Genomic DNA, 26,511 nt, shown 5'->3' on the forward strand with positions numbered 1-26,511 from the left:
ATAAGCCACAATTTATTTTTAGAGCTAAATTTTTAGCCTAGAGTACAAGGGTTTGCATAAGGGCAGCCTTAACTAAACAGGGATTATCCGGTGAAGTTCATAAAGCGATTGTTATTACTTTCATTGATTTGCATTATTCTTGGAGTCACTACGATATTTGGCTTCTATTTTTACGTGAAGCCAGACCTCCCCGATGTAGCGACTTTACGTGATGTACAATTGCAGACACCGATGCAGGTCTATAGTCAAGATGGCAAGCTCATCGCCCAATTTGGAGAAAAGCGCCGAGTTCCGTTGCGTATTGAAGAGATCCCGCCTGAACTTATCGAAGCGATTATCGCCACCGAAGATAGCCGCTTCTACGAGCACTATGGTTTTGACCCAATTGGCATCACTCGTGCTGCGGTCGCTGTGATCGCCTCAGGTAGCGCTAAACAAGGTGCAAGTACCATTACTCAGCAGCTTGCTCGTAACTTCTATCTCTCTAATGAGAAGAAGATCATGCGAAAAATCAAAGAGATTTTTATCGCTATTCATATCGAGCAATTGCTGACGAAAAAAGAAATCCTAGAGCTTTATCTCAATAAAATTTATCTCGGTTACCGATCGTATGGAATTGGAGCGGCAGCCCAAGTTTATTTTGGAAAAGAAGTCAAAGATTTAACACTGAGTGAAATTGCCCTGATTGCAGGACTTCCCAAAGCACCTTCAACCATGAACCCTATCTATTCTCTAGATCGCGCGACTAACCGCCGTAACGTGGTGCTACAGAGAATGCTTGATGAGAAATACATAACCCCAGCGCAATATGCGCAAGCCCGCTCTGAGCCCTTAATGTCGAAATACCACGGTGCTGAAATTGAACTTAATGCACCTTATGTGGCAGAAATCGCCCGTTCATGGATGGTGGAGCGCTATGGTGAAGAGTCGGCTTATACCTCTGGCATGATTGTCACCACAACAGTAGATTCCAAACAGCAGCAAGCCGCGAGTAAAGCTGCAATCAATAACCTACTCGCCTATGATGAGCGTCATGGCTATCGCGGTGCTGAAAAAGTAGTTTGGAAAGAAGGCCAAACGCCATTGAATGAACAGCAACTGGCCGAGCACTTAAATAATGAACCGACTTATGGAGATTTATTACCAGCCGTCGTTACCCACGTAAGCAGCCAATCGGCTACGGTTTGGGTTAAGAACCAAGGATTGCAGACCATTGAATGGCAAGGCATGAACTGGGCTCGCCGTTTCTTAACTGATTCTCGACAAGGACTGGTTCCGAGTACAGCGACGGAAATCATCGCCGCTGGTGAACAAATTTGGGTACGTAATCGTGCTGAATACAGTGATGACCATACCACCGATGAAGCACCACAGTGGTACTTAAGCCAAGTACCCAATGCCAACACTGCCTTTGTTGCCATGAACCCAGAAAATGGTGCGGTACTGGCGCTGGTTGGCGGCTTTAACTTTGTGCACAATAAATTTAACCGTGCGACTCAATCGGTGCGCCAAGTCGGCTCAAGTATTAAACCCTTTATCTACTCTGCCGCCATCGATAAAGGCATGACCTTAGCGACGCTCATTAATGATGCGCCGATTAACCAGTGGGACCAAAGCCAAGGTACAGCATGGCGTCCTAAAAACTCACCACCGACTTATATTGGCCCAACTCGTCTTCGCGTTGGCTTGGCTCAATCCAAAAACGTGATGGCAGTGAGAGTGCTACGCGCTGTTGGGCTGGATGAAACACGTGAGTATCTCACTCGCTTTGGTTTTGATATTGACCAAGTACCACGCTCAGAAACCATTGCCTTAGGTGCGGGAAGCTTAACGCCGGTTAAGATGGCGCAAGGCTATTCCGTGTTTGCCAATGGCGGCTATTATGTTGAACCCTATTACATCAGCAAAGTTGAAGATCCCTTTGGCAAACTTGAGTATCAAGCCACACCAAAAGTCGTTTGCCGACAGCAATGCACCCCAGACACAAATGAGTTCGATGAACAAGATGTTGCATCGCACTATGCTCCACAAGTAATTTCCGAACAAAACGCATTTCTTGTCCGAGAGATGATGTACAGCAATATTTGGGGTGGCGGAAATTGGCGTGAAGGAACGGGTTGGAATGGTACAGGCTGGCGTGCACAAAAGCTGGGGCGTCGTGATATTGGTGGTAAAACAGGAACGACCAATGACTCCAAAGATGCGTGGTACAACGGCTATGCTCCGGGCATGGTCGCTATTGCTTGGGTCGGATTTGATGATCATAACCGCAACTTAGGTAGGACAACCGAAAACAGCAATGTAGATGACGATGGTGTATCCGGTGCAGAAGCGGGAGCAAAAACGGCACAACCTGCTTGGATTGATTTTATGCGTCAAGTACTGGTCGATGTGCCAGCGCAAGACAAACCCATTCCCGCCAATATTGTGCGGGTAAGAATCGATATCGATACCGGCTTGTTAACCAATAAGTTTGATTCAAGCTCGATGTTTGAATACTTCATTCAAGGCACAGAGCCAACCGAGTATGTCGCAGAGAGTGTCTCTGACAACATCTACTCTTCACCTACAGGTGAAGAGCTATTCTAAAGCTCAGTAAAAAGAGGCTAAATTTAGCCTCTTTTTTTATTTCTCATTTAGCTTTGTTTTGATTGCATGAGCCAACTGCTCAAAACGCTGCCTCAATGGCGATCCCGGCCGATAAGCTAATACTAAGCGGCGTGAAGGCTGCGGGTTGACCGCTTTAAGGTAACAAACGCCATCCTTCTCTTTGACATCTGGTAAAGAGAGTTCAGGTAACAGGGTAATTCCCCCACCCGCTGCGACCATATTACGCAGCGTCTCTAAGCTGGTCGCTTTAAAACGTTCGTCATCTTTTGCGCCTGCCGCAAAACAGAAGCCTAAGGCTTGATCGCGTAAGCAATGACCGTCACCTAAAGCCAATACCGTTCGCCCTTTCAAATCCAACATACTTACTTCACTTTTTGCAGCCCATTCATGCCCACTAGGCACGGCAATACTCAATGCTTCGTCATACAGATCAATCTCTTTAAAGTGAGCCGTTTCCGCAACGGAGGCCAACACTAAACAATCGAGTTTTCCATCTTCTAACTGGCGCACAAGCTGTTGGGTTTGCGCTTCGTGTAAATAGAGCTCCAGTTCAGGAAATTGCTCTTTTAAAAAAGGCACAATACGCGGCAAAAGGTAGGGGCCTAAAGTGGGAATGAATCCAATATGGATAGGACCACTCATCGAGCCACCCTGGCCGCTAGCCATATCTCTGAAGGTTTTGATTTCACTTAAAATACGCTTGGCCTGATCGACCAATTGCAGGCCCGAATCGGTGAACAATACTCGGCGACTGCTGCGCTCTAATAATACTGTTCCCAGCTCATCCTCCAGTTTGCGGATCTGGCCACTGAGTGTTGGCTGGCTCACAAAACAAGCTTCTGCTGCTTTACGAAAATGTTTATGTTCAGCTAATGATACTAAGTACTCAAAATCACGAATGTTCATCTTCAATCTCAATAGAATCCACCTATCAAAACCATAGCATCAAACGATTGGAGCTATCAAAGGTTTTCTTCCATAATGGCTTCAACAAATGAGGGCATCGGCTCTTAAAATCATAACCTAACTTAGAAAATCACAAGGAAAATAGAATGTTAGTATCTAAAGAAGGCCAAGCGGTACCACAAGTCACTTTCCCTACTCGTCAAGGTGATGCTTGGGTTAATCTCACAACAGATCAATTATTCAAAGGTAAAACCGTTATCGTATTTAGCTTGCCAGGTGCCTTCACCCCAACCTGTTCATCAAGCCACTTGCCGCGTTACAACGAACTGTACCCGGTGTTTAAAGAGCATGGCGTTGATGACATCCTATGTGTTTCGGTGAACGATACCTTTGTGATGAATGCTTGGAAAGCAGACCAAGAAGCAGAGAATATTACTTTCATTCCTGATGGCAATGGCGAATTTACTGACGGCATGGGTATGTTAGTTGATAAAAGCCAAATCGGTTTTGGCAAACGTTCATGGCGTTACAGCATGTTAGTCAAAGATGGCATCATCGAAAAAATGTTTATCGAAGCTGATGAACCGGGTGACCCGTTCAAAGTATCAGATGCTGACACCATGCTGAAATACATTGCACCTAACTATAAAACACAAGAATCGGTTACCGTATTTACTAAACCAGGTTGCCCATTCTGCACTAAAGCAAAACAACTCTTGATTGACCACGGTCTTCAATATGAAGAAGTGGTATTGGGTAAAGATGCAACCACAGTGAGCTTACGAGCTATCACAGGCCGTACCACCGTTCCGCAAGTTTTCGTTGGTGGTAAACACATCGGCGGCAGCGAAGAGCTAGAAGCTTACCTGGGCTAATCACGCATGCCCTAGGAAAATCTTCCTAGGGCATCCTCCTCATTTAGACTCAATGACAGCATTATTAAATGTTGCCATCGACTATCCACATTCCAAATTTAGAGAAAGCGATGATGAAACAGTTAAACGTTGATGTAGCCATTATTGGTGGTGGGACCGCAGGACTCGGCGCTTATCGTGCAGCAAAAGCACATACGAATAGTGTCGTCATGATCGAAGGTGGCCCATACGGAACCACATGCGCTCGCGTCGGCTGCATGCCATCTAAGTTACTGATTGCGGCCGCTGAAAGCGTCCATCACATCCACAAAGCTCCTGCTTTTGGGGTTCATCCTCAAGGTGAAATTGTCATTAATGGACGTGAAGTGATGGCGCGGGTAAAACGTGAACGTGACCGCTTTGTCGGATTTGTGCTTGAAGGCGTTGAGGAGATCCCCGCTGAAGACAAAATCTCAGGCTACGCCCAATTTATCGACAACCACACCCTACAGGTCGACAACCATAGACGAATCAGCGCCAAGCGGATCGTGATTGCTACCGGTTCTCGCCCAGCCTACCCCGCGGTATGGCATGAACTTGGCGATCGCTTAATCATTAATGATGACCTATTTGAGTGGGACGACTTACCCGAATCTGTTGCCGTATTTGGCCCGGGAGTTATTGGCTTAGAACTAGGTCAAGCCTTACATCGCTTAGGGGTAAAAGTGAAGCTGTTCGGCATTGGTGGACAAGTTGGCCCATTAACCGACCCTGATGTAATGACTTACGCTGATAAAACGTTTAAGGAAGAATTCTATTTAGACGCTGACGTTAAAGTGGAAAGCATGAAACGCATTGCTTCTCCAACAGGCCAAAACGACAAAGTTGAAATCCAATTCATCAACCGTGAAGGGCAGCTCGAGACATTTGTCGTTGACTATGTGTTGGCGGCAACCGGTCGTCGCCCGAACGTAGATAAATTGGCAATTGAAAATACCGATGTAGCCCTTGATGCGCGTGGCGTACCAGCGGCCGATCACTATACGCTGCAAACCTCTGTAGACAGTATTTTCATTGCTGGTGATGCCAGTAATCAACTGCCACTGCTTCATGAAGCAGCCGATCAAGGTCGTATTGCAGGGGATAACGCTGGCCGCTACCCAGATATTCGTGCCGGGCTTCGTCGTTCCTCTATCTCAGCGGTTTTTTCAGACCCACAAATTGCGATGGTCGGTGAATCCTACAAACAGCTAACCACTCGTTTGGGAAATTGTGGCTGTTTTGCTATCGGCACTGTGTCGTTTGAAAATCAAGGCCGTTCACGCGTCATGCTGCGCAATAAAGGGTTATTGCATGTGTATGGCGAACAAGGAACAGGACGATTTTTAGGCGCTGAAATGATGGGGCCGAATGCGGAGCACTTGGCTCATTTGCTGGCGTGGGCACATCAAAATCAGATGACGATTTCACAGATGTTGGATATGCCTTTTTATCACCCCGTAATTGAAGAAGGCGTGCGCACCGCGCTGCGTGATCTAAACGCTAAACTGCATTTAGGTCCTGAGATGATAAAGCATTGCATGGACTGCGGTCCGGGCTGTTAATTTTCAACATCCATTCATGCGGTCGCCCTTGTGCGGCCGTTTTTTATACGCTTTAGTTTCAGCCGCGCCTTAGACTCACACCTTCGCGCACGTTATACTGCCGTTATTTTCTCTTTCAATGAACGCGTTTATGCCTTGCAATAACTGCCAATCTTCGTGGTTTTGGAAAAAAATCGGCCGCTGCCAACGTTGTATGGATCAGCTCACTGTTTTGTCTGTTGGGTGCTGGCTTGTGTGGTGGTGGTTATGCAGGGAGAACCCTAAAACCATTGAATCGATCAGCTTGCTAATAGCGGGCTTTGCCTTTAACGGTTTGCTGTTTTTACATCTGTGGATGAAGTTTGTGGTACTCCCTTGGCGTAAGCGGCAAGGGCGCGACAAATAAAAAGCTAAAGAGCACAAAAGAAAAAGCCCCAGAACCAATAGTAGGTTTGGGGCCTTCTTAGATTCTTCTAAGAAAAAGCAGTGGTACAGTTATAGACCACGCTTTTCTTAAATTGTTCCGTGATCATTCGATCTTTTTGAGATCTTTTTCCAAGGCCTCATTAACGGCAATGATCGCGTTTGTAATCAACGTATTAAGCGACGCTGACTCGCTTGATGATCTGCTCAACCAAATTGATCTCAAGCGCCACTTCATCACAAGCGTGCTGCCGTGGGCATTGTTCACAATCTTTGAGCACTTTCTCTGGCAGTAAGCTTTTTGAGGTTGGAATAAAATCATGCTTCATGAAAAACTCTGGCGTTCGAGTCAGAACAAACACTTTCTTAATCGCCATTTGCCGCGCTTTATTCACCAAATACGAGACGATCGCTTTTCCTTGTCCTTGACCTTGCCAACCTGCTTCTACACCAAGCGAACGAATTTCAGCCAACCCAGAGTCATAGACATATAACGAGGCGCATCCCGTCACTTCACCATGGTGTTCCGCCACGGCAAACGAACCAATATCGCGCACCAACTCATTGCGTGAACGAGGCAGATTTTCTCCCATATTCGCCCAATAAGTGACCATACTTTCTAGCGTTTCAATATCCGTCAAACGGGCAGGACGAACTTTCACCGCAGTGGTGTCACGTTTGTCTAAACGCGCTTTGGCTTGATCAACCGCATAGGCCACTTGTTTTGGCGAAACGCCACCTAAAGCGCTGCGTTTTTCTAAGCAAGATTCAATGGTGAGGATCGCATAAACATCATCTTCAATGACCGACGAAAACTCTTTAAGCTCGGCAAGGGTCAGTTCTTCAAGCGCACACCCTTTCGCGATCGCACCAACCACCGCTACGCCCACAATATGGTGCGCTTCACGGAAAGGGATCCCTTTGGCGACTAAATAATCAGCTAATTCGGTAGCATTGGCATAGCCTTGTTTGGCCGCTTCTAAAGTCCGTTCAGTTTTAATTTTGATGCCATCAAAGCAAAGCGCAGCCATTTCCATGCAGTCGTTCCAAGTATCCAGCGCGTCAAACAGCCCTTCTTTGTCTTCTTGCATATCTTTGTTATAAGCCAATGGTAAGGCTTTGACCGTCATCATCATGCCCGCAAGCGAGCCATAAACACGGCCAGTTTTGCCACGGATCAGCTCTAATGCATCAGGGTTTTTCTTTTGCGGCATCAAGGATGAACCCGAAGTCACGGTGTCAGCCAGTTCGATAAAACCAGACTCACCCGAGTTGTAGAAGATCATATCTTCCGCCAAGCGCGATAAATGCAGCATCGAGATCGACGCCACCGACATCAATTCCATCACGTGATCTCGGTCGGATACTGAATCGAGCGAGTTACGCGTGGCACGGCGAAACCCTAAATGATGAGCAAGCTGTTCACGATCAATCGGATAGGCCGTACCTGCCAGCGCGCCGGAGCCAAGCGGACAAGTATCAAGGCGCTTAATCGCATCATTTAAACGAGAATAATCACGCTCAAACATTTCAACATAGGCCAAACACCAATGCGCAAAGGTCACTGGTTGCGCACGTTGCAGGTGGGTATAACCGGGCAAAACCGTCGCTTGGTGCTGCTGAGCAACCGACACTAGTTTCGTTTGCAGGCGATCTAACCCCAACAGTAATTGCTGACCTTGCTGGCGGCACCACAATTTTAAATCGGTCGCGACTTGGTCATTACGAGAGCGCCCAGTGTGCAGCTTTTTGCCTAAATCACCCACTTTGCTGATCAACTGCTGCTCAACCCAAGAATGAATATCTTCTGCATCAGAGCGTAAGATCTGCTCAGGATCTTCCATCACTTCCAGTTTGAGTTCGTTGAGCGCAAGTTCTAGTTTTTGCTGCTCCTCTTCGCCCAAAACATTCACTGACACCAACGCCTTTGACCATGCTATAGAGCCCACAATGTCTTGTTCAGCCAATCGGTAATCAAAGCGAAGTGAATCGTTGAACTCTTTGAACCTCGTGTCTGCTGCTTGGGTAAATCTACCGCCCCATAATGCCATTGCGTATCTCCTGCTCTTAGGTCGCGACTGAGCGTGACCACATCAAATTGCTCAATCATTTTTATAATAAAGATCGCTACTAGAGCGATCTTTTATTGTTATTTTTGTGTCTCTACCTTGGGTGTTAACCTAGGCTTTATTCTTCTTCGCTTCGTTCAACGCTCTGATCCGGCTTGCCAACGAATAGAGACGAATGAAGCCGCCTGCGTGGCTTTGGTCATACACAACATCTTCACCAAAGGTCGCAAACTCTTCCGAGTACAAGCTGTTTTCAGAACGTTTTTGCGTCACTGTCGCTTGCCCTTTGTAAAGCTTCACAACCACTTCACCATTAACATCCTGTGCCAGCTCATCGGCTGCGGCCATGATGGATTTACGCAGCGGAGTGAACCAACGGCCATCGTATACAAGATGCGACGCTTTGACACCCAGTTCTTCACGAAATTCGAATGAGGCTTTATCGAGCACTAACTGCTCAACAGCACGCAACGCTTCCATCATGATGGTGCCTCCTGGGGTTTCATAACAACCACGAGACTTCATACCAACCAAACGGTTTTCGACGATGTCGATACGACCAACGCCGTGTTTAGAGCCTTTCTCATTAAGGTAAACGAGTGCGTTGTAAGGCGTCATCAGTTCACCATCGACGCCAACGACTTCGCCTTTCGCGACCTGCAGTGTGACAAACTCTGGTTCATTTGGCGCTTGCTCTGGATCCACAGTCCATACCCAGCAATCCTCATTAGGGGCGTTCCAAGTACTCTCAAGCACGCCACCTTCGGTCGAAATGTGCCACGCGTTCGCATCACGCGAGTAAATTTTCGTCAATGAAGCGGCGCAAGGAATGTTACGCTCAGCAAGGAAATCAAGACACTCTTCACGACTCACGATGTCCCACTCACGCCAAGGGGCAATCACATGTAAATCAGGTGCTAGGGCTGCAAACGCACCTTCAAAACGCACTTGGTCATTACCTTTCCCCGTACAGCCGTGACACAGCGCATCGGCACCCACTTTACGCGCTACTTCAACTTGCGCTTTGGCAATGATTGGGCGAGCCATTGACGTCCCAAGCAGGTATTTACCTTCGTAATAAGCACCTGTTTTTAGTGTTGGGTAGATGTATTCAGCGACCATCTCTTCTTTAAGATCGACCACATAACACTCTGACGCGCCAGACGCTTTCGCTTTCTCTTCAATGCCGACCAATTCTTCTTCACCTTGGCCGACATCGGCAACAAAGGCAACCACTTCACAATCGTAGTTTTCTTTTAACCACGGAATGATTACCGAGGTATCTAGACCGCCAGAGTATGCGACAACGACTTTATTGACTTGAACCTTGCTCATCTTACTTTCTCCATTTCCCGGCGCTGCGCTTGGCGGTCAGTGCTCTGGGTGATTAATTACTTACAGCTGTTATCAACAACTGATTAAATGCGTTTATTGAGGTAAAAATTGGGTCCCGATACTTTCGCCCGCAAACAATTTGCTGAGCTTATCTGGATAACGCCATGTCGCCACTTCAATCGGGCGACCTAAATCATTTGCCGCTTCCAGCGCCGCTTTCACTTTGACAATCATGCCATCCGTGATCACTTTGCCTTTAATGAGCGCACTGGCCTGCTGCTCATTGAGGCTCGACAACAAATGGCCTTTGCCATCCAGCACACCGCTCACATCGGAAAGCAGAACGAGCTCTGCGTCCAATGCGCCAGCCACTGCAACGGCTGCTTGATCGGCGTTGACATTCATCATTTGGCCATCAGCGGTCAGGCCAATCGAGCTGATAATAGGCAAACCACCAGCGGCTAAAATCGCTTGCACGATTTGTGAATCACCAGGAGAAGCCTTGCCCACTGCGCCGAGTTCTGGATCCAACTCTTCGACTTTGCATAGCCCGCCATCAGCGAGCGATAAACCAACCGCATTTAAGCCATCTTTAATCGCTTGCCCTTGCAGCATTTTGTTGGCTGTCCCAGCCAGCGCGCCTGCAATCAGCGGAATTTGGTCATAAGGCGTGACACGCAAACCTTCTTTCTTCACGGTTTTTAGTTGTAATTTCGCCATCAGGTCATCGACGAGATAACCGCCCCCGTGCACGATGACAATTCGTCGCTGAGCTTGGGCTTGATACAGTGCGATTGCGCCAAACAGTTTGCTTAGCGTTTCAGAACAAGACAGCGCCGCGCCGCCTAACTTAATCACTAATGGATTTTGCTTTGTATCCGTCATATTTAACCCTTACGCTTGGTGCGTTACACCAAAGCCGTTAGCTCAGAAAAACCGTAATGAATATTTAAACACTGCATCGCTTGGCTCGATGCCCCCTTTAATAAATTATCGATCGCGGACACGACGATAATATGCTCACCTTGCACTCGCCAACCGAGGTCACAAAATGGCGTAAATTCAACATCTTTGATGCTCGGCAAGGTTGATTTGAGCCGAACCGCTGGTTTGTTAGCGTACGCCTTCTCAAAAGCATGACTGACTTGTTGCCCTGAAACACCTGATGCAAGCTTCATTGTCACGGTGGCCAAAATACCGCGTTTGAAATTCCCTAAGTGAGGCGTAAAAATCACATCACATCCTAAATGGGCGACGATTTCAGGTTGGTGGCGATGAGTAAACACGCCGTATGGCTGTAAGCTCACTTCACAAAAACTGTTGGTTAATGTCGCTTTTCTGCCCGCGCCGGTGACACCGCTGGTGGCATTAATCACTGGCCATTGAGTTGTATCTAACAAACCCGCTTCAACCAAAGGCTTTATCGCCAGTTGCGATGCGGTTGGATAGCAACCCGCAACGGCGATCAATTGGCTCTGCTTAATTGCCTCACAATTCCATTCCGCCAGTCCATAAACCGCGTTTTCTAACCATTTAGGGTGTTGATGTTTAAAACCATAGTAATTTTGGTAAAAATCATCACCTTTGACGCGAAAAGCACCAGAAAGGTCGAAAACTTGACAATTTTGCGCAAGAAAAATAGGCGCGAGATCATGGCTCACCTCATGAGCCGTAGCTAAAAACACCACATCACATTGGCTTGCAACGCTCACCGGATCCATTAATGGTTGTACCTGCATGTCGACAATACCGGAGAGTTTGCCATGCAGCTCAGCCATTGGTTTTCCAGCATCTAGGCTATTGGCGGAAACGTATAAACCTGATAGCGTGAGTTGTGGGTGTTTTTGCACCATATACGCCAACTCAGCGCCGGTATAACCGCTAGCTCCGATAATTGTGGTTTTCAACATCTCGTGACATCCAATTTCAAGGTAAAAAAGACAATCTAAAAATGACTATAAATTTCAAAAAAGACACTTAACTCGGTTTTTTATTCACACAAAGTGATTTAATATGTGTTTTACCTTCTCGCAATTACTCTGTCAATACTAGGAGCAAAGATAATATGCAATTACCCAGTTTTCTTGAGGTTTACCAAGGTCTGATTTCAACCTCTTCCATCAGCTCCACAGATGCTCGTTGGGACGAAGGTAACCAGAATGTGATTGATAAATTGGCAAGCTGGTTTTCCAGCTTAGGGTTTGTAGTCGACACCATTGAAGTCGCGCCGGGAAAATACAATTTAGTGGCGAAGAAAGGTTGCGGCGAAGGTGGCCTACTGCTCGCGGGGCACAGTGATACCGTTCCATTTGACGAAGGACGTTGGAATTTTGAACCACACGCGTTAACGCAAGCCAATGATCGTTTCTATGGCTTAGGCACGGCAGACATGAAAGGCTTTTTTGCTTTTATCTACGAAGCGGTGAAAAAAGTCGATTGGAGTAAACAGAGTAAACCGCTGTATGTGTTGGCGACCTGTGATGAAGAAACCACCATGCTCGGCGCACGTCATTTCACTGAACATGCACCATTTCAACCGGATTACTGCATTATTGGTGAGCCGACTAGCCTTGTGCCCATCCGCGGCCATAAAGGCCACGTAGCCAACGCTATTCGAGTGACAGGAAAATCGGGCCACTCTTCTGATCCTGCTCTGGGCGTAAATGCCATCGAAATCATGCATGAAGTGCTGTTCGCGTTAATGCAACTGCGCGACAAATTGATCAAAGAGTACCATCACCCAGGCTTTGCCATTCCTCACCCGACTTTGAACCTCGGTCATATCCACGGTGGCGATAGTCCAAACCGCATTTGTGGCTGCTGCGAATTGCATTACGATGTGCGCCCGCTGCCCGGCATGAGTCTAGATGGGCTCGATAACTTGCTGCGCAGTGCACTGAATGAAGTCAGTGCAAAATGGCCCGGCCGCATTGAGATTACCGCGCTGCATGATGCGATTCCGGGTTATGAATGTCAGCATGATCACCCCTTTATTGGCAACATTGAAGAGATTTGCAATACCGCTTCACAAACCGTGAATTACTGTACTGAAGCACCGTTCTTACAACAATTATGCCCAACACTGGTACTCGGCCCAGGTTCGATCGATCAAGCGCATCAACCGGATGAATTCCTAGCGTTTGAATTTATTGATCCAACCATCTCGATTTTGTCCAAAGCAATGTATAAATACTGCTTCTAGCCTACCAAGCTTACTCAAGCGATAAATGCCTGACAGCGTTTCTACGGTCGGGCATTTTTGTAATAAAATTTCAGTAATTTACGCCAATTATTCACCAAATGATCACGTTCAATAACATTCAGCAATAATCGTAAAAATAGTCGGCTTTATTTGACTCTACAGGGATCTTTTCGCTAGATTGTGTACTTAGCAAGGAACAATGGATGTAATTTTTTTACAAGGCAGGATGACAATGAACGAAAAATACGCTGCGCTCAAAAGTAACGTGAGCATGCTTGGCCGTTTGCTGGGCAACACCATTCAGGACGCCCATGGTGACGTTATCTTAGAGAAAGTGGAAACCATCCGAAAACTTTCAAAATCAGCCCGTAATGGCAATCAAGCCGACCGAGACAGCTTGGTTGAAGAGATCAAAAACCTTCCCAACGAACAGCTCACCCCAGTAGCGCGGGCATTCAACCAATTTCTTAACTTAACCAACATGGCCGAGCAGTACCACACCATTTCACGTCACTGTGAAGAACATGTGTGTGAGCCTGATGCGATTAATTTACTGTTTACTAAACTGAATCAAAATAAAATCAGTAAATTGGATGCTGCTCAAGCGGTACGCGATCTCAATATCGAGTTAGTGCTAACGGCTCACCCAACCGAAATTACACGCCGCACGATGATCAACAAGCTGGTGAAAATTAACGAGTGTCTCTCCAAGCTTGAACTCAGTGATCTTTCATTTAAAGAGCGCCAAAAAACCGAACGCCGTTTAGAACAGTTGATCGCGCAAAGCTGGCATTCAGATGTGATTCGTAAGCAGCGCCCTACGCCACTGGATGAAGCAAAATGGGGCTTTGCGGTGGTGGAAAATTCTCTATGGCAAGCCGTGCCTGATTTTCTTCGTGAATTTGATGAGCACCTCACCAACTACTTAGGTGAAGGGCTACCAATTGATGCACGCCCTGTGCATTTTTCTTCGTGGATGGGCGGCGACCGTGATGGTAACCCCTTTGTGACTCATAAAATCACCCGTGAAGTAATGCTGCTTTCTCGCTGGAAAGCGGCCGATCTCTACCTAGGTGATATCAATGAGCTGGTCAGCGAATTGTCGATGACCAAATGCAGTGACGCGCTACGCGATTTGGCTGGCATAGATGAACACGAACCTTATCGCGCTATTCTCAAACGCCTGCGTGAACTACTCAGCGAAACACTGGAAGTGTTGGATGCCAAGATCAATGGCCAACAACTGGCACGCAAAGCACCACTGCAAAATATCGCACAGTTGTGGGAACCGCTTTATGCCTGCTACCAATCTTTACATCAATGCGGCATGGGCGTCATTGCCGATGGCTCGCTGCTTGATACTCTGCGCCGGATTAAAGCGTTTGGTGTGCATCTTGTACGTTTGGATATTCGCCAAGAGAGCACTCGTCACTCTGATGTGATCTCCGAGCTCACCCGTTATTTAGGCATTGGTGATTATGACCAGTGGAGCGAGCAAGACAAAATTGCATTTCTCACCAATGAGTTGAGCTCAAAACGTCCTTTGTTACCTCGTGACTGGCAGCCTTCAGAAGCGGTACAAGAGGTGATCGACACCTGTAAAATCGTTGCTTCTCAGCCTCGCGAAGCCTTTGGTGCTTATGTGATTTCGATGGCTCGTACCGCATCAGATGTACTTGCCGTACATCTATTGTTGCAAGAGTGTGGCTGTCCTTATCGCATGGACGTTTGTCCACTGTTCGAAACTTTGGATGATTTAAACAACGCAGAAACGGTGATCCGCCAACTAATGGGCATTGATCTCTATCGTGGCTTTATTCAAAACCACCAGATGGTGATGATTGGTTACTCTGATTCCGCTAAAGATGCAGGTGTAATGTCCGCCGGTTGGGCGCAATACAGCGCAATGGAAGCTTTGGTTAATGTCAGTGAAGAGGCCGGAATTGAACTGACACTATTCCATGGACGTGGCGGCACCATTGGTCGCGGGGGCGCTCCAGCACATGCGGCACTGCTTTCACAACCACCCAAAAGCTTAAAAGGTGGCTTGCGTGTGACGGAGCAAGGCGAAATGATCCGCTTTAAACTTGGTCTACCAGAAGTAGCGGTCAATAGTTTTACGATGTACGCCAGCGCCATTTTAGAAGCGAACCTGCTGCCACCACCAGAGCCAAAACAAGATTGGCGCGACTTAATGGAGGTATTGTCTGAAGTCTCTTGCGAAGCGTATCGCCATATTGTTCGCGGCGAGCCGGACTTTGTCCCGTACTTCCGCCAAGCAACGCCAGAGCTAGAGCTGGGTAAATTACCGCTCGGTTCACGTCCGGCTAAACGCAACCCTAATGGTGGAGTCGAAAGCTTACGTGCAATCCCGTGGATCTTCTCTTGGAGCCAAAACCGCCTCGTGCTACCAGCCTGGCTAGGTGCGGGAGAAGCAATTCAGTTTTCTATCGATAAAGGACACCAAGCACTGCTGGAAGAGATGTGCCGTGAATGGCCATTTTTCTCAACGCGTTTGGGCATGCTAGAGATGGTTTACTCCAAGTGCAACATTGAAATCTCACGCTATTACGATGAACGCCTAGTCGATGAATCGTTACGCCCGCTCGGTGAGCGTTTGCGTTCTCAATTACAGAAAGACATCAAAGCGGTGTTAAATGTAGAAAACAATGAGAACTTGATGCAAAGCGATCCTTGGGGTCAAGAGTCAATCCGTTTGCGCAATATCTATGTTGAGCCATTAAATATGCTGCAAGCAGAGCTGTTGTACCGCACCCGCCAAACCGAAACCGCACCAGCAGAGTTAGAAGAAGCCTTAATGGTGACTATCGCGGGTATTGCAGCAGGAATGCGTAACACAGGCTAAGTAACAGCATTTTATTTCACAAACTAGCTAAAAGGCCGCCTCTGTGCGGCTTTTTATTTTAAATCACAAAAATTATTGAGCATATTATCAGTTTTTTAAGCTAAACTAACAAAGTATTCTACTTTATGCTTATTATTTAGATATACTACTGCTCCTCTGCGGTAGCATACAAACATAACAAATCGCAGGTCGATATGCGTCACGCATATAATCCTAGGTGATAAACGGCTTTTTAAGGTGACACAACCCACTCCGTCAATAGAACGGTGGGTGTTGCTTAAACTCATTCATGATTGATGCCATCAGAAGCACAACACGAGTTTGAGCAAGTTGTTTTTGAGTTTATTAACCATTTGGATTAAAGACATGTCATTACCACACGTTATCCTCACTGTTTTGAGCACTCGCGATGCCACAGGGTACGACATCACAAAAGAGTTCTCTTCGAGCATTGGCTATTTTTGGAAAGCCAGCCACCAACAAGTTTACCGCGAACTGAATAAAATGGGTCAACAAGGCCTAGTCACTTGTGTATTAGAACCGCAAGATGGCAAGCCAGATCGTAAAGTTTACTCCATCACCGATGCAGGTCGCAGCGCTTTAGGTGAATGGTTTGACCAACCTACAGCTCACCCAACCGTACGTGATGAATTTAGCGCTAAATTGATCGCTTGCGCGGTACAACCAGCAACACCTTACCGAATTCAACTGGGTGAATTAGTTGAAGAATCGAAAAAACTGGTTGCTCACTACAAAGAGATTGAGTCTGCGTACTATGCAACACCAGCTACTCTCGATAAGCTACAGCGCCTTGAACGTCTAACACTACGCCGCAACCTACTGGTTCGCCAAGCGTGGGTTGATTGGGCTGAAGAAGTGCTTGCTGAACTCGATGCAATGGCTTAATGCCAACCATAAAAAAGGGTGATGCTCTGTGAGCATCACCCTTTTTGTTTTCCGCGACCAAATCAAATACCATCACCGGCAATGAAACTTTGAGAGCGACCATTAAATTGTTGGTCCATATCTAACGAAGGCTTATCGGTTTGCGGACGACCGACAATTTTGGCTGGCACTCCAGCGACGGTAGTGTGCGGAGGCACCGCTTGCAATACCACCGAACAAGAACCAATTTTCGCCCCTTCGCCCACTTCAATATTACCGAGAATTTTGGCACCCGCGCCAATCATCACGCCTTCACGAATTTTCGGGTGGCGATCGCCGCACTCTTTACCCGTTCCACCTAGCGTTACATCTTGTAAAATAGAGACATCATTCTCCACCACTGCGGTTTCACCGATCACAATGCCCGTAGCATGGTCAAGCATGATACCGCGGCCAATACGTGCAGCAGGATGGATGTCCACTTGGCAAGCTACCGAGATTTGGTTTTGAAAATAGGTAGCCAACGCCACTCGACCTTGCTTCCATAACCAATTCGCGACGCGATAGCCTTGTAAGGCATGGTAGCCCTTGAGATAAAGTAGAGGCATTGAAAACATAGATACCGCGGGGTCGCGATTGACAGTCGCGCAGATGTCACACGCCGCCGCTTCCATAATGCTGGGGTCTGCGGCAAATGCCTCTTCGACCACTTCACGCACCGCCATCGCTGGCATTGAGGCCGTATTCAGCTTATTGGCAAGAATGTAGCTCAAGGCCGAGCTTAAACTATCATGCTTAATAATAGTGGCATGATAAAAACTAGCCAGCATCGGTTCTTGCTCTGACTGCTCGCGCGCCTCTTTGACTATGGCTTGCCACACTTTGAGTTTTTCGCAATGTTTCATCGTTGGTTGATCACCCTTCCTCATCCAATCTCTAGAGCGTCAATGTAGATTGCTAATAGGCTTTGTGCCTAATCATGAGCAATGAATTAGCGTTCTGCTTTTTTATCACGAGCCAGCAAATCTTGTGCTGCAACACGCGCATCTTTTCCTTGATACAGCACTTGATAGATTTGATCAACTATTGGCATTTCAACCTCCATGCGCGCCGCTAATAACCACACCTCTTTGGTGTTGCGATAACCTTCAACCACTTGGCCAATTTCTTGCTGCGCCGTATCCACGTCTTTCCCTTGTCCCAACGCCAAACCAAAGCGACGGTTACGTGATTGGTTATCGGTGCAAGTGAGCACTAAGTCACCCAATCCAGCCATCCCCATAAAGGTTTCAGGCTGAGCACCTAACGCTGCACCCAAACGGCACATTTCGGCCAGACCGCGCGTAATCAATGCAGTACGCGCATTCGCACCAAAGCCAATCCCATCGGACATGCCAGCGCCAATCGCAATCACGTTTTTCACCGCACCACCTAGCTGCATGCCAATAAAATCACTATTGGCGTAAACGCGGAAAGTTTTGCTGCAGTGAATTTTGCCTTGCAGATCTTCGACAAACTGCGCGTCAGGCGAGGCAACAGAAATTGCGGTAGGCATTCCCATCGCCAGCTCTTTAGCAAAAGTCGGCCCAGATAACACTGCCAATGAATAGCGCTCGCCAATGGTGTCATAGGCCACATCCATCAGTAACCGGCCCGTTTCAGGTTCAAGCCCTTTGGTTGCCCAACAAATACGGGAATCATCACGTAAGTGAGGCTTTAAACTCTTCATAACAAGGCCAAATACGTGGCTCGGAACTACAACCAACAAATCGCGGCTCGCTTGTACCGCTTTTTTCAAATCGGTTTCCACAATCAGCGAATCGGGAAAATCAATACCGGGTAAAAATTCTTGGTTAGCACGATCAGCGTCAAGACGAGCCATATGCTTAGCATCGTGTCCCCAAAGGACAACATTAGCACCGTTACGTGCTAAAGAAATCGCCAGAGATGTGCCGTAAGAACCCGCACCAACTACTGTCATGGTGATCGCTTTACCGTAAATACTGTTAGGATCTGTCATTGTTTCGTCCATTGCTATTCGTGTTGTCATGTTATACCTAAATTCCTTCCGATACAGCTTTCAATACGGAGTAGCAAGGAACGGAGGTATTGGCATTCGAAATAAACAAAAAATGCACAACGCACCATCATTATCTGGGATGCTTTGTGCATTTTTTATCATCAAAGTCTGACGTGGAACGCCAACGTTAATGATCTCACGTCATTAACGATTAAGCTTCTGCTTGCTCGCCTTGAGTCGCTTGTTGTTGTAGGTAGTTCATAAACAATGCATCAAAGTTCACTGGTGCAAGGTTAAGTTGTGGGAATGTCCCTTTAACAACTAAGCTAGAAATCGTTTCACGTGCATATGGGAACAGAATGTTCGGGCAGAATGCACCTAAACAATGAGCAAGTTGACCCGCTTCCATTTTTTCAGCAGTAAAAATACCACCTTGTTGCACTTCGCATAAGAACGCGATTTCTTCCGCGTTTTTCACTGTCACCGTTAGGCGTAATACGACTTCATACACACCTTCACCCAGATCACGACTTTGAGTGTCAAGATCCAACTTCACATCTGGATTCCACTCTTTTTGGAACATAACAGGTGAGTTTGGCGCTTCAAAAGAGACATCTTTTAGAAAGATACGTTGAATTGCGAAATTTTGTTGTGCTGTTTGTTGTGCGGCTTCAGCCATGATTAAATCCTTAAATACTTACAAATTCAGTGTTGCTTTTAGACTAACCGAGCTGATTTCGAATGACTAGATGAGCTCACGATTACGTGGAAAACATCACAACTCTTAGCATCAAATGCTGGCTTTTCAGCCAGCACACTCAGTTCAAGATAACCGCGATCAGTGAATTATTTATTGCCACGAACCAATGGCAAGTTCGCTTCATTCCAAGCTACAAGACCATTTTTCAGTAAATTCACATTCTCAAACCCAGCTTTAGCAAGCAGGTTGGCACTCTCTTGCGCGGTTTGACCCGTTTTACATACCACAATGATTGGGTCAGACTTGTGTTTTTCAAGGCTAGCCAAGTTACCGGATTTAATATCTGACGGTAAAATGTGAACCGCATCGGTAATATGGCCTTTTTTAAATTCATCTTTCGTGCGGATATCGACAACAACACCGTTTTCACGATTCATTAAAAGCGTCGTTTGTGAAGCGGTGATCTCTTTATAGGCTGCCGTGGTTGATTTCACGATGCTCATGATTAAGGCGACGAGAATACCTACCCATGCCAAAGATAGAATCATATTGTGTTGGAAAAATTCGATGTACTCTTGCATATTCTGTGCTCTTGCAATGTGGGCTTAAAATCAGACAAGGAGTATAACGAGGTTGTCAGCCAGACGCGAGGGCTTACATTGCATAATAAGAAACTGTTGCCGTTTTTCAGCGCGCTCATCGCACTACAAGCGCGCAATCCACATCAGCTTAAAAGCTTAAGCTATCGGAAAAGGAAAAGCCGTCACGTTATCAATATGATCTTGGCCTAACGCCAGCATAATCAAGCGATCAATACCAAGCGCTACTCCTGAACATTCAGGTAAGCCAGCCTCTAACGCTGCTATCAAGTGGTAGTCAATCGGCTGTTCAGCCAGCCCCATCGTTTTACGCTTTTGGTTATCCGCTTCAAAACGAGCCAGTTGCTCTTGTGGGTTGTCTAGCTCATGAAAACCATTCGCAAGTTCAATCCCTTTGAAATAGACCTCAAAGCGATCCGCAACACGATGATCTTGCGGGTTAATCTTAGCTAGTGCCGCTTGTGATGCAGGAAAATCGTAAACAAAAACGGGAACCTGTTGACCAATTTCCGCCTCAACACCGACACTAAATAGCAGTTGCAGTAAGGTATCTCTATCCTCTTCTGGCTCAGCAATGTCACTTAGACCTAATCGGCTCGCAGCCGCTTTTAACTCGTTCATTGAGCCTTCTAACGGACAAACCCCAAGTACCTGTAAAAATGCTTGTTGGTAGCTCATCTTCTGCGCCGCTCCACACTGCAAAATAAGTTGCAGCAATTGATCCATCTCATCCATTAAATCATGGTGAGTAAAACCAACCCGATACCACTCTAACATCGTAAATTCTGGGTTGTGATAGCGGCCATTTTCCTCGTTGCGAAACGCTTTATTGATCTGATAAATCGAACCACTCCCCGCCGCCAAAAGTCGTTTCATATGAAACTCTGGGCTTGTCATTAAATAAAGTTGACGGCCATCAGCATACCCTGGGCCAACAAATTGGGTTTGGAAGGTTTGCAAATGAATGTCGGTTACCGTGGCATGGCTCATGGCTGGTGTATCGACTTCCAATACATCTCGTAGTTCAAAGAAATGGCGGATCTGCTTGAGTAACTGAGCACGCTGTTTGAGTTGTGATATTGATGCGGTTGGCATCCAGTTTTTTCTATTCATGTTCTGGCACACATAAGTTTGGATGATATGAATTTTACTGACTTAAAGCGCAATTCCAAATTCTAACGTGATTATTATCACACAAAGAAAAATAAGTATGCTCGCGCTTGCACTTCCGAAGCAAAAACCTAACAGAATCAATTTTTTCCTTACACAGCTCTTCTACACTACCCGTACCACTTAAGGCTTACGAACCTTTAACTATAACAAGCGGATTTTCCGCATCACACACCGGAGGATAACTGTGCAAATTATCACCACAGATATCGCAGTCATCGGCGCAGGCGGCGCTGGTCTTCGCACTGCAATTGCAGCCGCTGAAGCAAACCCTGATTTAGAAGTTGCTCTGATTTCTAAAGTTTATCCTATGCGATCTCATACGGTTGCAGCGGAAGGAGGCTCAGCAGCAGTTATCAAGGAAGAAGATAGCCTTGACAACCACTTCAACGATACCGTTGGTGGTGGAGATTGGCTATGTGAACAGGATGTTGTTGAATATTTTGTGGCCAACTCGACCCGCGAGATGGTGCAAATGGAACAGTGGGGTTGCCCATGGAGCCGTAAAGAAAATGGCGAAGTCAACGTACGCCGTTTTGGTGGCATGAAAGTCGAGCGTACTTGGTTTGCGGCTGACAAAACAGGCTTCCACATGCTTCACACCCTCTTCCAAACTTCAATGAAGTACCCACAAATCAATCGATTTGATGAGTATTTCGTGGTGGATCTACTTGTTGAAGATGGCGAAGTTCAAGGGCTTATCGCGATTCATATGTCCGAAGGTGAGCTAGTAACCATCAAAGCAAAATCTGTGGTATTAGCCACTGGTGGCGCCGGCCGTGTGTACCACTGCAACACCAACGGCGGCATTGTCACCGGCGATGGTATGGCGATGGCTTATCGTCATGGCGTCCCTCTACGCGATATGGAGTTCGTGCAATACCACCCAACTGGCCTACCTGGCACGGGTATTTTGATGACGGAAGGCTGCCGCGGTGAAGGTGGTATCATCGTCAATAAAAATGGCTATCGTTATCTGCAAGATTACGGTATGGGCCCAGAAACTCCGGTGGGTCAGCCTAAAAACAAATACATGGAACTCGGTCCTCGCGACAAAGTTTCTCAAGCTTTCTGGCATGAACAACAGAAAGGCAACACCATCAAACATCCGCTTGGTGATGTGGTGCTGCTTGATCTTCGCCACCTCGGTGAAGAGTACTTACAAGAGCGTTTGCCGTTCATCTGTGAACTAGCGAAAGCTTACGTCAACGTTGATCCAGCAAAAGAGCCGATCCCAATTCGTCCAACCGTACACTACACCATGGGTGGTATCGAAACGGATGGACAATGTGAAACGCGCATCAAAGGTCTGTTTGCTGTCGGCGAATGTGCCTCGGTTGGCTTGCATGGTGCAAACCGTTTGGGTTCTAACTCATTAGCTGAATTTGTGGTTTTTGGCCGCGTTGCGGGTGAAAGTGCAGTGAAACGCGCAGCGGAATTCAAAGGTTGGAACGATGAGTCTATCGCCAAACAAGTCAAAGCCGTAGAAGAGCGTATTGCAGCGTTAATGAACCAAGAAGGTGATGAAAACTGGGCCACCATTCGCACTGAGATGGGTCACACCATGGAAGCGGGTTGTGGTATCTACCGCCAAGAAGATTTAATGCAAGCGACGATTGATAAAATCACCGAGCTAAAAGCACGCTACAAGAACATTAGCATTAAAGATAAAGGCAAAGTGTTCAACACCGACCTTCTGTACGCTATCGAAGTCGGTTATGGCCTTGAAGTGGCTGAAGCTATGGTTCACTCAGCTATCTTGCGTAAAGAATCTCGCGGTGCGCATCAGCGTTTAGACGAAGGTTGTACTGAGCGTGATGATGTGAACTACCTCAAGCACTCTTTAGCTTTCTATCAACCTGATGCTGCTCCAAGTATCGACTACAGCGCAGTTAAGATCACGAAATCTCAGCCGAAAGCTCGTCTCTATGGTGAAGCGGCAGAACAGGCTGCCGCTGCGGAAAAAGCGGCAGAAGAGAAAAGCGCAGAGGAGCAAAAATAATGTCAGCAAATCGCATTCAAAAAGTAGACATTTTGCGCTACGACCCAGAAAAAGATGCTAAGCCACGCCTGCAAGCGTTTGAAGTTCCCTTTGATGACACCATGTCAGTGCTCGACGCGATTGGCTACATCAAAGATAACCTCGATAAGGATCTCTCTTATCGCTGGTCTTGCCGTATGGCGATCTGCGGTTCGTGTGGTGTGATGGTTAATGGCGTACCTAAATTGGCTTGTAAAAGCTTCCTGCGCGATTACCCTAATGGCGTGAAAATTGAACCTTTAGCCAACTTCCCAATTGAAAAAGATTTGATCGTGGATATGACTTCGTTTATCGAGCGTCTTGAAGCCATTAAACCCTACATCATTGGCAACGATCGCAAACCTGAAGATGGCACCAACTTACAAACGCCAGAGCAAATGGCCAAATACAAACAATTTGCTGGTTGTATTAACTGCGGTCTTTGCTACGCGGCCTGCCCTCAGTTTGGTTTGAACCCTGAGTTTATTGGCCCCGCAGCATTAACCCTTGCTCACCGCTACAACTTAGATAGCCGTGACCATGGTAAAGCCGAGCGTATGAAGCTTATCAATGGTGATAACGGTGCTTGGGGTTGTACCTTTGTTGGTTACTGCTCTGAAGTGTGTCCAAAACACGTTGACCCAGCGGCAGCCGTCAACCAAGGCAAAGTTGAATCTTCAATGGACTTCGTGATTGCCATGCTAAAACCTGACGGTTCACCAAAGAAAGTGGAGGGATAAGGATGAGTAACCGTAAACCTTACGTTCGTGAAATGACACGTACTTGGTGGAAAGATCACCCATTCTACCGCTTCTACATGTTGCGTGAAGCCACGGTACTGCCACTGATATTATTTACCTTATTCCTTACCTTTGGCTTGGGCTGCTTGGTTAAAGGCCCTGAAGCATGGGAAGGCTGGCTAAGCTTTATGGCAAACCCAATTGTGGTCGCAATCAATATTGTCGCGTTGGCGGGGAGTTTGCTGCATGCACAAACCTTCTTTAGCATGATGCCGCAAGTGATGCCAATCCGCTTGAAGGGTAAGCTAATCGACAAGAAAATCATCGTATTAACTCAGTGGGCAGCGGTTGCGTTTATCTCACTGATTGTTCTCATCGTGGTGTAGGAGCTTATAGTCATGAACAACAATTATAAGGTAAATCGCACGCCAAAACGTTCTGATGAACCTATCTGGTGGGGGCTGTTTGGTGCTGGTGGAACATGGTTTGCGATGATTACCCCGATCACCATTCTCGTGTTGGGTATTTTAGCACCATTAGGCATTATCGATGCTGAAGCAATGAGTTATGAACGCGTTTCGAGTTTTGCGACTAGCATCATCGGCGCACTGTTTATCATTGGCACATTAGCCTTACCGATGTGGCATGCCATGCACCGTGTCCACCACGGTATGCATGACCTAAAATTCCACACCGGTTTAGTGGGTAAAATCGCTTGTTATGCGTTTGCTGGGCTGATTTCCGCGCTCGCTGTCGTTTTTATCTTTATGATTTAAAGATGGAAAAGTGATGACATCAAAGAGCTGCCTCGGCAGCTCTTTTTTACTACGGCACTCACTCAGCTTTGGAGCAATAAAAAAGGCCGCTTACCGAGCGACCTTCTTACTTACTTTGAGGTGATTATTTGACTCGACCTACGTATTCACCAGAGCGGGTATCCACTTTGATCACTTCACCGATAGAGATGAACAGTGGCACACGTACCACAGCACCTGTGACCAACGTAGCGGGTTTACCACCCGTACCTTGCGTATCACCTTTCAAGCCAGGATCAGTTTCAGCCACTTCAAGTTCAACAAAGTTTGGTGGCGTTACCGCAATTGGGTTGCCGTTCCAAAGCGTCAACATGCAAGTGTTGTTTTCCACTAGCCATTTTGCGCTTTCACCCACCGCTTTATTATCCGCCGCAATTTGCTCGAATGTTTCATTATTCATAAAGTGGTAGAATTCGCCGTCGTTATAGAGATAATCAAGATCGATATCCATTACGTCAGCCGTTTCTACTGAATCACCTGACTTAAATGTTTTTTCCAACACTTTGCCAGAAAGAAGTTTACGGATTTTGACACGGTTGAAGGCTTGGCCTTTACCTGGTTTCACATATTCATTTTCGAGAATGACACAAGGCTCATTATCAAGCATAATTTTGAGACCGCCTTTAAATTCATTCGTGCTAACAGTAGCCATTTTTTCCTCTTACCATTCTTCGAGTTAAATTCAATGCCGCATATAATAACCCGAAAACTTGATTCTGTTGAGCAAAACTGGCTTCAACAATTAACGAATGCGATCTCAAACCCTGCCGAGCTTCTCCAGCAGTTAGAGATTGATCCTGCCCTTTGGCAAAACGGGTTTGCCGCACGCAAACTCTTCGCACTACGAGTGCCACAAAGTTTTGTTGATCGCATGGAAAAAGGAAACCCTTACGATCCCCTGTTGCGTCAAGTTTTACCACTCAATGAAGAGTTTGAATGGCATGATGGGTACTCAAATGATCCGCTTGATGAGCAAAACAATGCCATTCCGGGATTGCTGCATAAATACCGCAACCGAGTGCTAATGATAGTCAAAGGTGGTTGTGCGATTAACTGCCGTTATTGCTTTCGTCGTCATTTCCCCTACCAAGAGAATAAAGGCTCAAAGCAGGTGTGGCAGCAAAGCGTCGACTATATTGCCGCGCATCCCGAGCTCAATGAGGTCATTTTATCGGGCGGTGATCCGCTAATGGCGAAAGATGAAGAACTGCGTTGGCTCATCGATGCAATCAGCAGCCTGCCTCATATTAAACGATTGCGTATTCACTCGCGCTTACCCGTGGTGATCCCCGCTCGAATCACCGATGCATTGTGTGATCTGCTGCGTGAAACTCGCTTACAAGTCATTTTGGTGACGCACATTAACCATGCCAATGAAATCAATCTAGAATTCAAACAGCAGATGAGTCGTCTGCGCGCCATCAATGTTACCTTACTCAACCAAGGTGTATTGTTAAAAGGTGTCAATGATAGCGTTGACGCGCAAGTCGCGCTCAGCGAAACGTTATTTGATGCAGGAATTTTGCCTTACTACTTGCATGTGCTGGATAAAGTGCAAGGCGCAGCGCACTTTTTTGTTAGTGATCAAAAAGCAAAAGAAATAATGGCAGGTGTCATTGAGCGAGTCTCGGGCTATCTTGTTGCTAAGCTAACTCGAGAAATCGGTGGCAGAGCCAGTAAAACGCCACTCGATCTGCATCTTGAGTAATTACAG

23 protein-coding genes are annotated in these 26,511 nt (G+C 46.7%); 12 read left to right on the plus strand and 11 right to left on the minus strand.

Translation table 11 applies throughout. The features are described from left to right. Positions 1 to 90: 90 nt before the first annotated feature. Complete coding sequence (locus tag DD616_RS05880) at positions 91 to 2,589, plus strand: penicillin-binding protein 1A (protein ID WP_208872059.1); 2,499 nt, start codon at positions 91 to 93, stop codon at positions 2,587 to 2,589. Positions 2,590 to 2,625: 36 nt separating this feature from the next. Here the strand turns inward: DD616_RS05880 and oxyR are convergent, their stop codons facing one another. Next, positions 2,626 to 3,516 carry a DNA-binding transcriptional regulator OxyR gene (oxyR, locus tag DD616_RS05885; RefSeq protein WP_026027425.1) on the minus strand — a complete coding sequence of 297 codons (891 nt, stop codon included), beginning with the start codon at positions 3,514 to 3,516 and terminating at the stop codon, positions 2,626 to 2,628. A gap of 146 nt (positions 3,517 to 3,662) precedes the next feature. On the opposite strand from oxyR, the gene DD616_RS05890 reads away from it, so the two are divergent. The 3 genes from DD616_RS05890 to DD616_RS05900 all read left to right on the plus strand — a co-directional run bounded on the left by DD616_RS05890 (position 3,663) and on the right by DD616_RS05900 (position 6,359). Beyond that, positions 3,663 to 4,391: a redoxin family protein gene (locus tag DD616_RS05890; protein ID WP_013855882.1), complete on the plus strand. Its 729-nt coding sequence runs from the start codon at positions 3,663 to 3,665 to the stop codon at positions 4,389 to 4,391. A 113-nt stretch (positions 4,392 to 4,504) separates the two neighbouring features. Then, positions 4,505 to 5,974, plus strand: a complete 1,470-nt coding sequence (locus DD616_RS05895; RefSeq protein WP_208872308.1) for a dihydrolipoyl dehydrogenase — start codon at positions 4,505 to 4,507, stop codon at positions 5,972 to 5,974. Positions 5,975 to 6,104: 130 nt separating this feature from the next. Beyond that, on the plus strand, positions 6,105 to 6,359 hold the full coding sequence (locus DD616_RS05900) for a DUF3624 domain-containing protein (protein ID WP_013855880.1): 255 nt from the start codon (positions 6,105 to 6,107) through the stop codon (positions 6,357 to 6,359). Positions 6,360 to 6,552: 193 nt separating this feature from the next. On the opposite strand, the gene argH is transcribed toward DD616_RS05900, so the two are convergent. The 4 genes from argH to argC form a co-directional block, all read right to left on the minus strand. Then, positions 6,553 to 8,427 (minus strand): argininosuccinate lyase, encoded by a 1,875-nt coding sequence (gene argH / locus DD616_RS05905; RefSeq protein ID WP_094165240.1) that lies wholly within the window; start codon positions 8,425 to 8,427, stop codon positions 6,553 to 6,555. A gap of 129 nt (positions 8,428 to 8,556) precedes the next feature. Beyond that, positions 8,557 to 9,780, minus strand: coding sequence for an argininosuccinate synthase (locus DD616_RS05910; RefSeq protein WP_017043213.1), 1,224 nt, complete (start codon positions 9,778 to 9,780; stop codon positions 8,557 to 8,559). A 93-nt stretch (positions 9,781 to 9,873) separates the two neighbouring features. After that, on the minus strand, positions 9,874 to 10,665 hold the full coding sequence (argB, locus tag DD616_RS05915) for an acetylglutamate kinase (protein ID WP_017046764.1): 792 nt from the start codon (positions 10,663 to 10,665) through the stop codon (positions 9,874 to 9,876). 23 nt (positions 10,666 to 10,688) lie between these two features. Next, complete coding sequence (gene argC / locus DD616_RS05920; RefSeq protein ID WP_208872060.1) at positions 10,689 to 11,690, minus strand: N-acetyl-gamma-glutamyl-phosphate reductase; 1,002 nt, start codon at positions 11,688 to 11,690, stop codon at positions 10,689 to 10,691. A 155-nt stretch (positions 11,691 to 11,845) separates the two neighbouring features. Between argC and argE the strand changes: the two genes are divergently transcribed. The 3 genes from argE to DD616_RS05935 all read left to right on the plus strand — a co-directional run bounded on the left by argE (position 11,846) and on the right by DD616_RS05935 (position 16,754). Beyond that, positions 11,846 to 12,982, plus strand: coding sequence for an acetylornithine deacetylase (gene argE / locus DD616_RS05925; RefSeq protein ID WP_094147416.1), 1,137 nt, complete (start codon positions 11,846 to 11,848; stop codon positions 12,980 to 12,982). A gap of 232 nt (positions 12,983 to 13,214) precedes the next feature. Next, complete coding sequence (gene ppc / locus DD616_RS05930) at positions 13,215 to 15,848, plus strand: phosphoenolpyruvate carboxylase (protein WP_026027891.1); 2,634 nt, start codon at positions 13,215 to 13,217, stop codon at positions 15,846 to 15,848. A 366-nt stretch (positions 15,849 to 16,214) separates the two neighbouring features. Further along, on the plus strand, positions 16,215 to 16,754 hold the full coding sequence (locus tag DD616_RS05935; RefSeq protein ID WP_010317655.1) for a PadR family transcriptional regulator: 540 nt from the start codon (positions 16,215 to 16,217) through the stop codon (positions 16,752 to 16,754). A gap of 62 nt (positions 16,755 to 16,816) precedes the next feature. Here DD616_RS05935 and cysE read toward each other — a convergent pair whose 3' ends face one another. The 5 genes from cysE to epmA form a co-directional block, all read right to left on the minus strand. After that, a complete protein-coding gene (gene cysE, locus DD616_RS05940; RefSeq protein WP_010317654.1) occupies positions 16,817 to 17,638 on the minus strand; it encodes a serine O-acetyltransferase in 822 nt (273 codons plus the stop codon). A gap of 86 nt (positions 17,639 to 17,724) precedes the next feature. Next, entirely contained in the window at positions 17,725 to 18,783 is a 1,059-nt protein-coding gene (gene gpsA / locus DD616_RS05945) for an NAD(P)H-dependent glycerol-3-phosphate dehydrogenase (protein ID WP_013855871.1), read from the minus strand. Positions 18,784 to 18,964: 181 nt separating this feature from the next. Further along, entirely contained in the window at positions 18,965 to 19,432 is a 468-nt protein-coding gene (gene secB / locus DD616_RS05950) for a protein-export chaperone SecB (RefSeq protein ID WP_013855870.1), read from the minus strand. A 167-nt stretch (positions 19,433 to 19,599) separates the two neighbouring features. Then, entirely contained in the window at positions 19,600 to 20,034 is a 435-nt protein-coding gene (locus DD616_RS05955) for a rhodanese-like domain-containing protein (protein ID WP_010317649.1), read from the minus strand. Between the two features lie 156 nt (positions 20,035 to 20,190). Beyond that, the gene (epmA, locus tag DD616_RS05960) at positions 20,191 to 21,165 is read right to left on the minus strand and encodes an elongation factor P--(R)-beta-lysine ligase (protein ID WP_208872061.1); all 975 of its coding nucleotides are present in this window, start codon (positions 21,163 to 21,165) and stop codon (positions 20,191 to 20,193) included. A 244-nt stretch (positions 21,166 to 21,409) separates the two neighbouring features. On the opposite strand from epmA, the gene frdA reads away from it, so the two are divergent. From frdA to frdD, 4 genes are read left to right on the plus strand one after another with little or no spacing between them, the layout of a single operon-like run. Further along, positions 21,410 to 23,224 carry a fumarate reductase (quinol) flavoprotein subunit gene (gene frdA / locus DD616_RS05965; RefSeq protein ID WP_013855868.1) on the plus strand — a complete coding sequence of 605 codons (1,815 nt, stop codon included), beginning with the start codon at positions 21,410 to 21,412 and terminating at the stop codon, positions 23,222 to 23,224. Next, the gene (locus tag DD616_RS05970; RefSeq protein WP_017046770.1) at positions 23,224 to 23,982 is read left to right on the plus strand and encodes a succinate dehydrogenase/fumarate reductase iron-sulfur subunit; all 759 of its coding nucleotides are present in this window, start codon (positions 23,224 to 23,226) and stop codon (positions 23,980 to 23,982) included. The genes frdA and DD616_RS05970 overlap by 1 nt, the downstream gene beginning before the upstream one ends. Positions 23,983 to 23,984: 2 nt before the next feature. Continuing rightward, a complete protein-coding gene (gene frdC / locus DD616_RS05975) occupies positions 23,985 to 24,368 on the plus strand; it encodes a fumarate reductase subunit FrdC (RefSeq protein ID WP_013855866.1) in 384 nt (127 codons plus the stop codon). Between the two features lie 12 nt (positions 24,369 to 24,380). Next, complete coding sequence (gene frdD / locus DD616_RS05980) at positions 24,381 to 24,758, plus strand: fumarate reductase subunit FrdD (protein ID WP_010317640.1); 378 nt, start codon at positions 24,381 to 24,383, stop codon at positions 24,756 to 24,758. Between the two features lie 124 nt (positions 24,759 to 24,882). Here the strand turns inward: frdD and efp are convergent, their stop codons facing one another. Further along, a complete protein-coding gene (gene efp / locus DD616_RS05985) occupies positions 24,883 to 25,449 on the minus strand; it encodes an elongation factor P (protein ID WP_017043203.1) in 567 nt (188 codons plus the stop codon). Positions 25,450 to 25,482: 33 nt separating this feature from the next. Here efp and epmB point away from each other — a divergent pair, with 33 nt between their 5' ends. Next, positions 25,483 to 26,505, plus strand: coding sequence for an EF-P beta-lysylation protein EpmB (gene epmB / locus DD616_RS05990; protein ID WP_208872062.1), 1,023 nt, complete (start codon positions 25,483 to 25,485; stop codon positions 26,503 to 26,505). Positions 26,506 to 26,511: the final 6 nt, after the last annotated feature.

The organism is Vibrio anguillarum (assembly GCF_003390515.1).
In the GTDB taxonomy this organism is placed as follows: domain Bacteria; phylum Pseudomonadota; class Gammaproteobacteria; order Enterobacterales; family Vibrionaceae; genus Vibrio; species Vibrio anguillarum.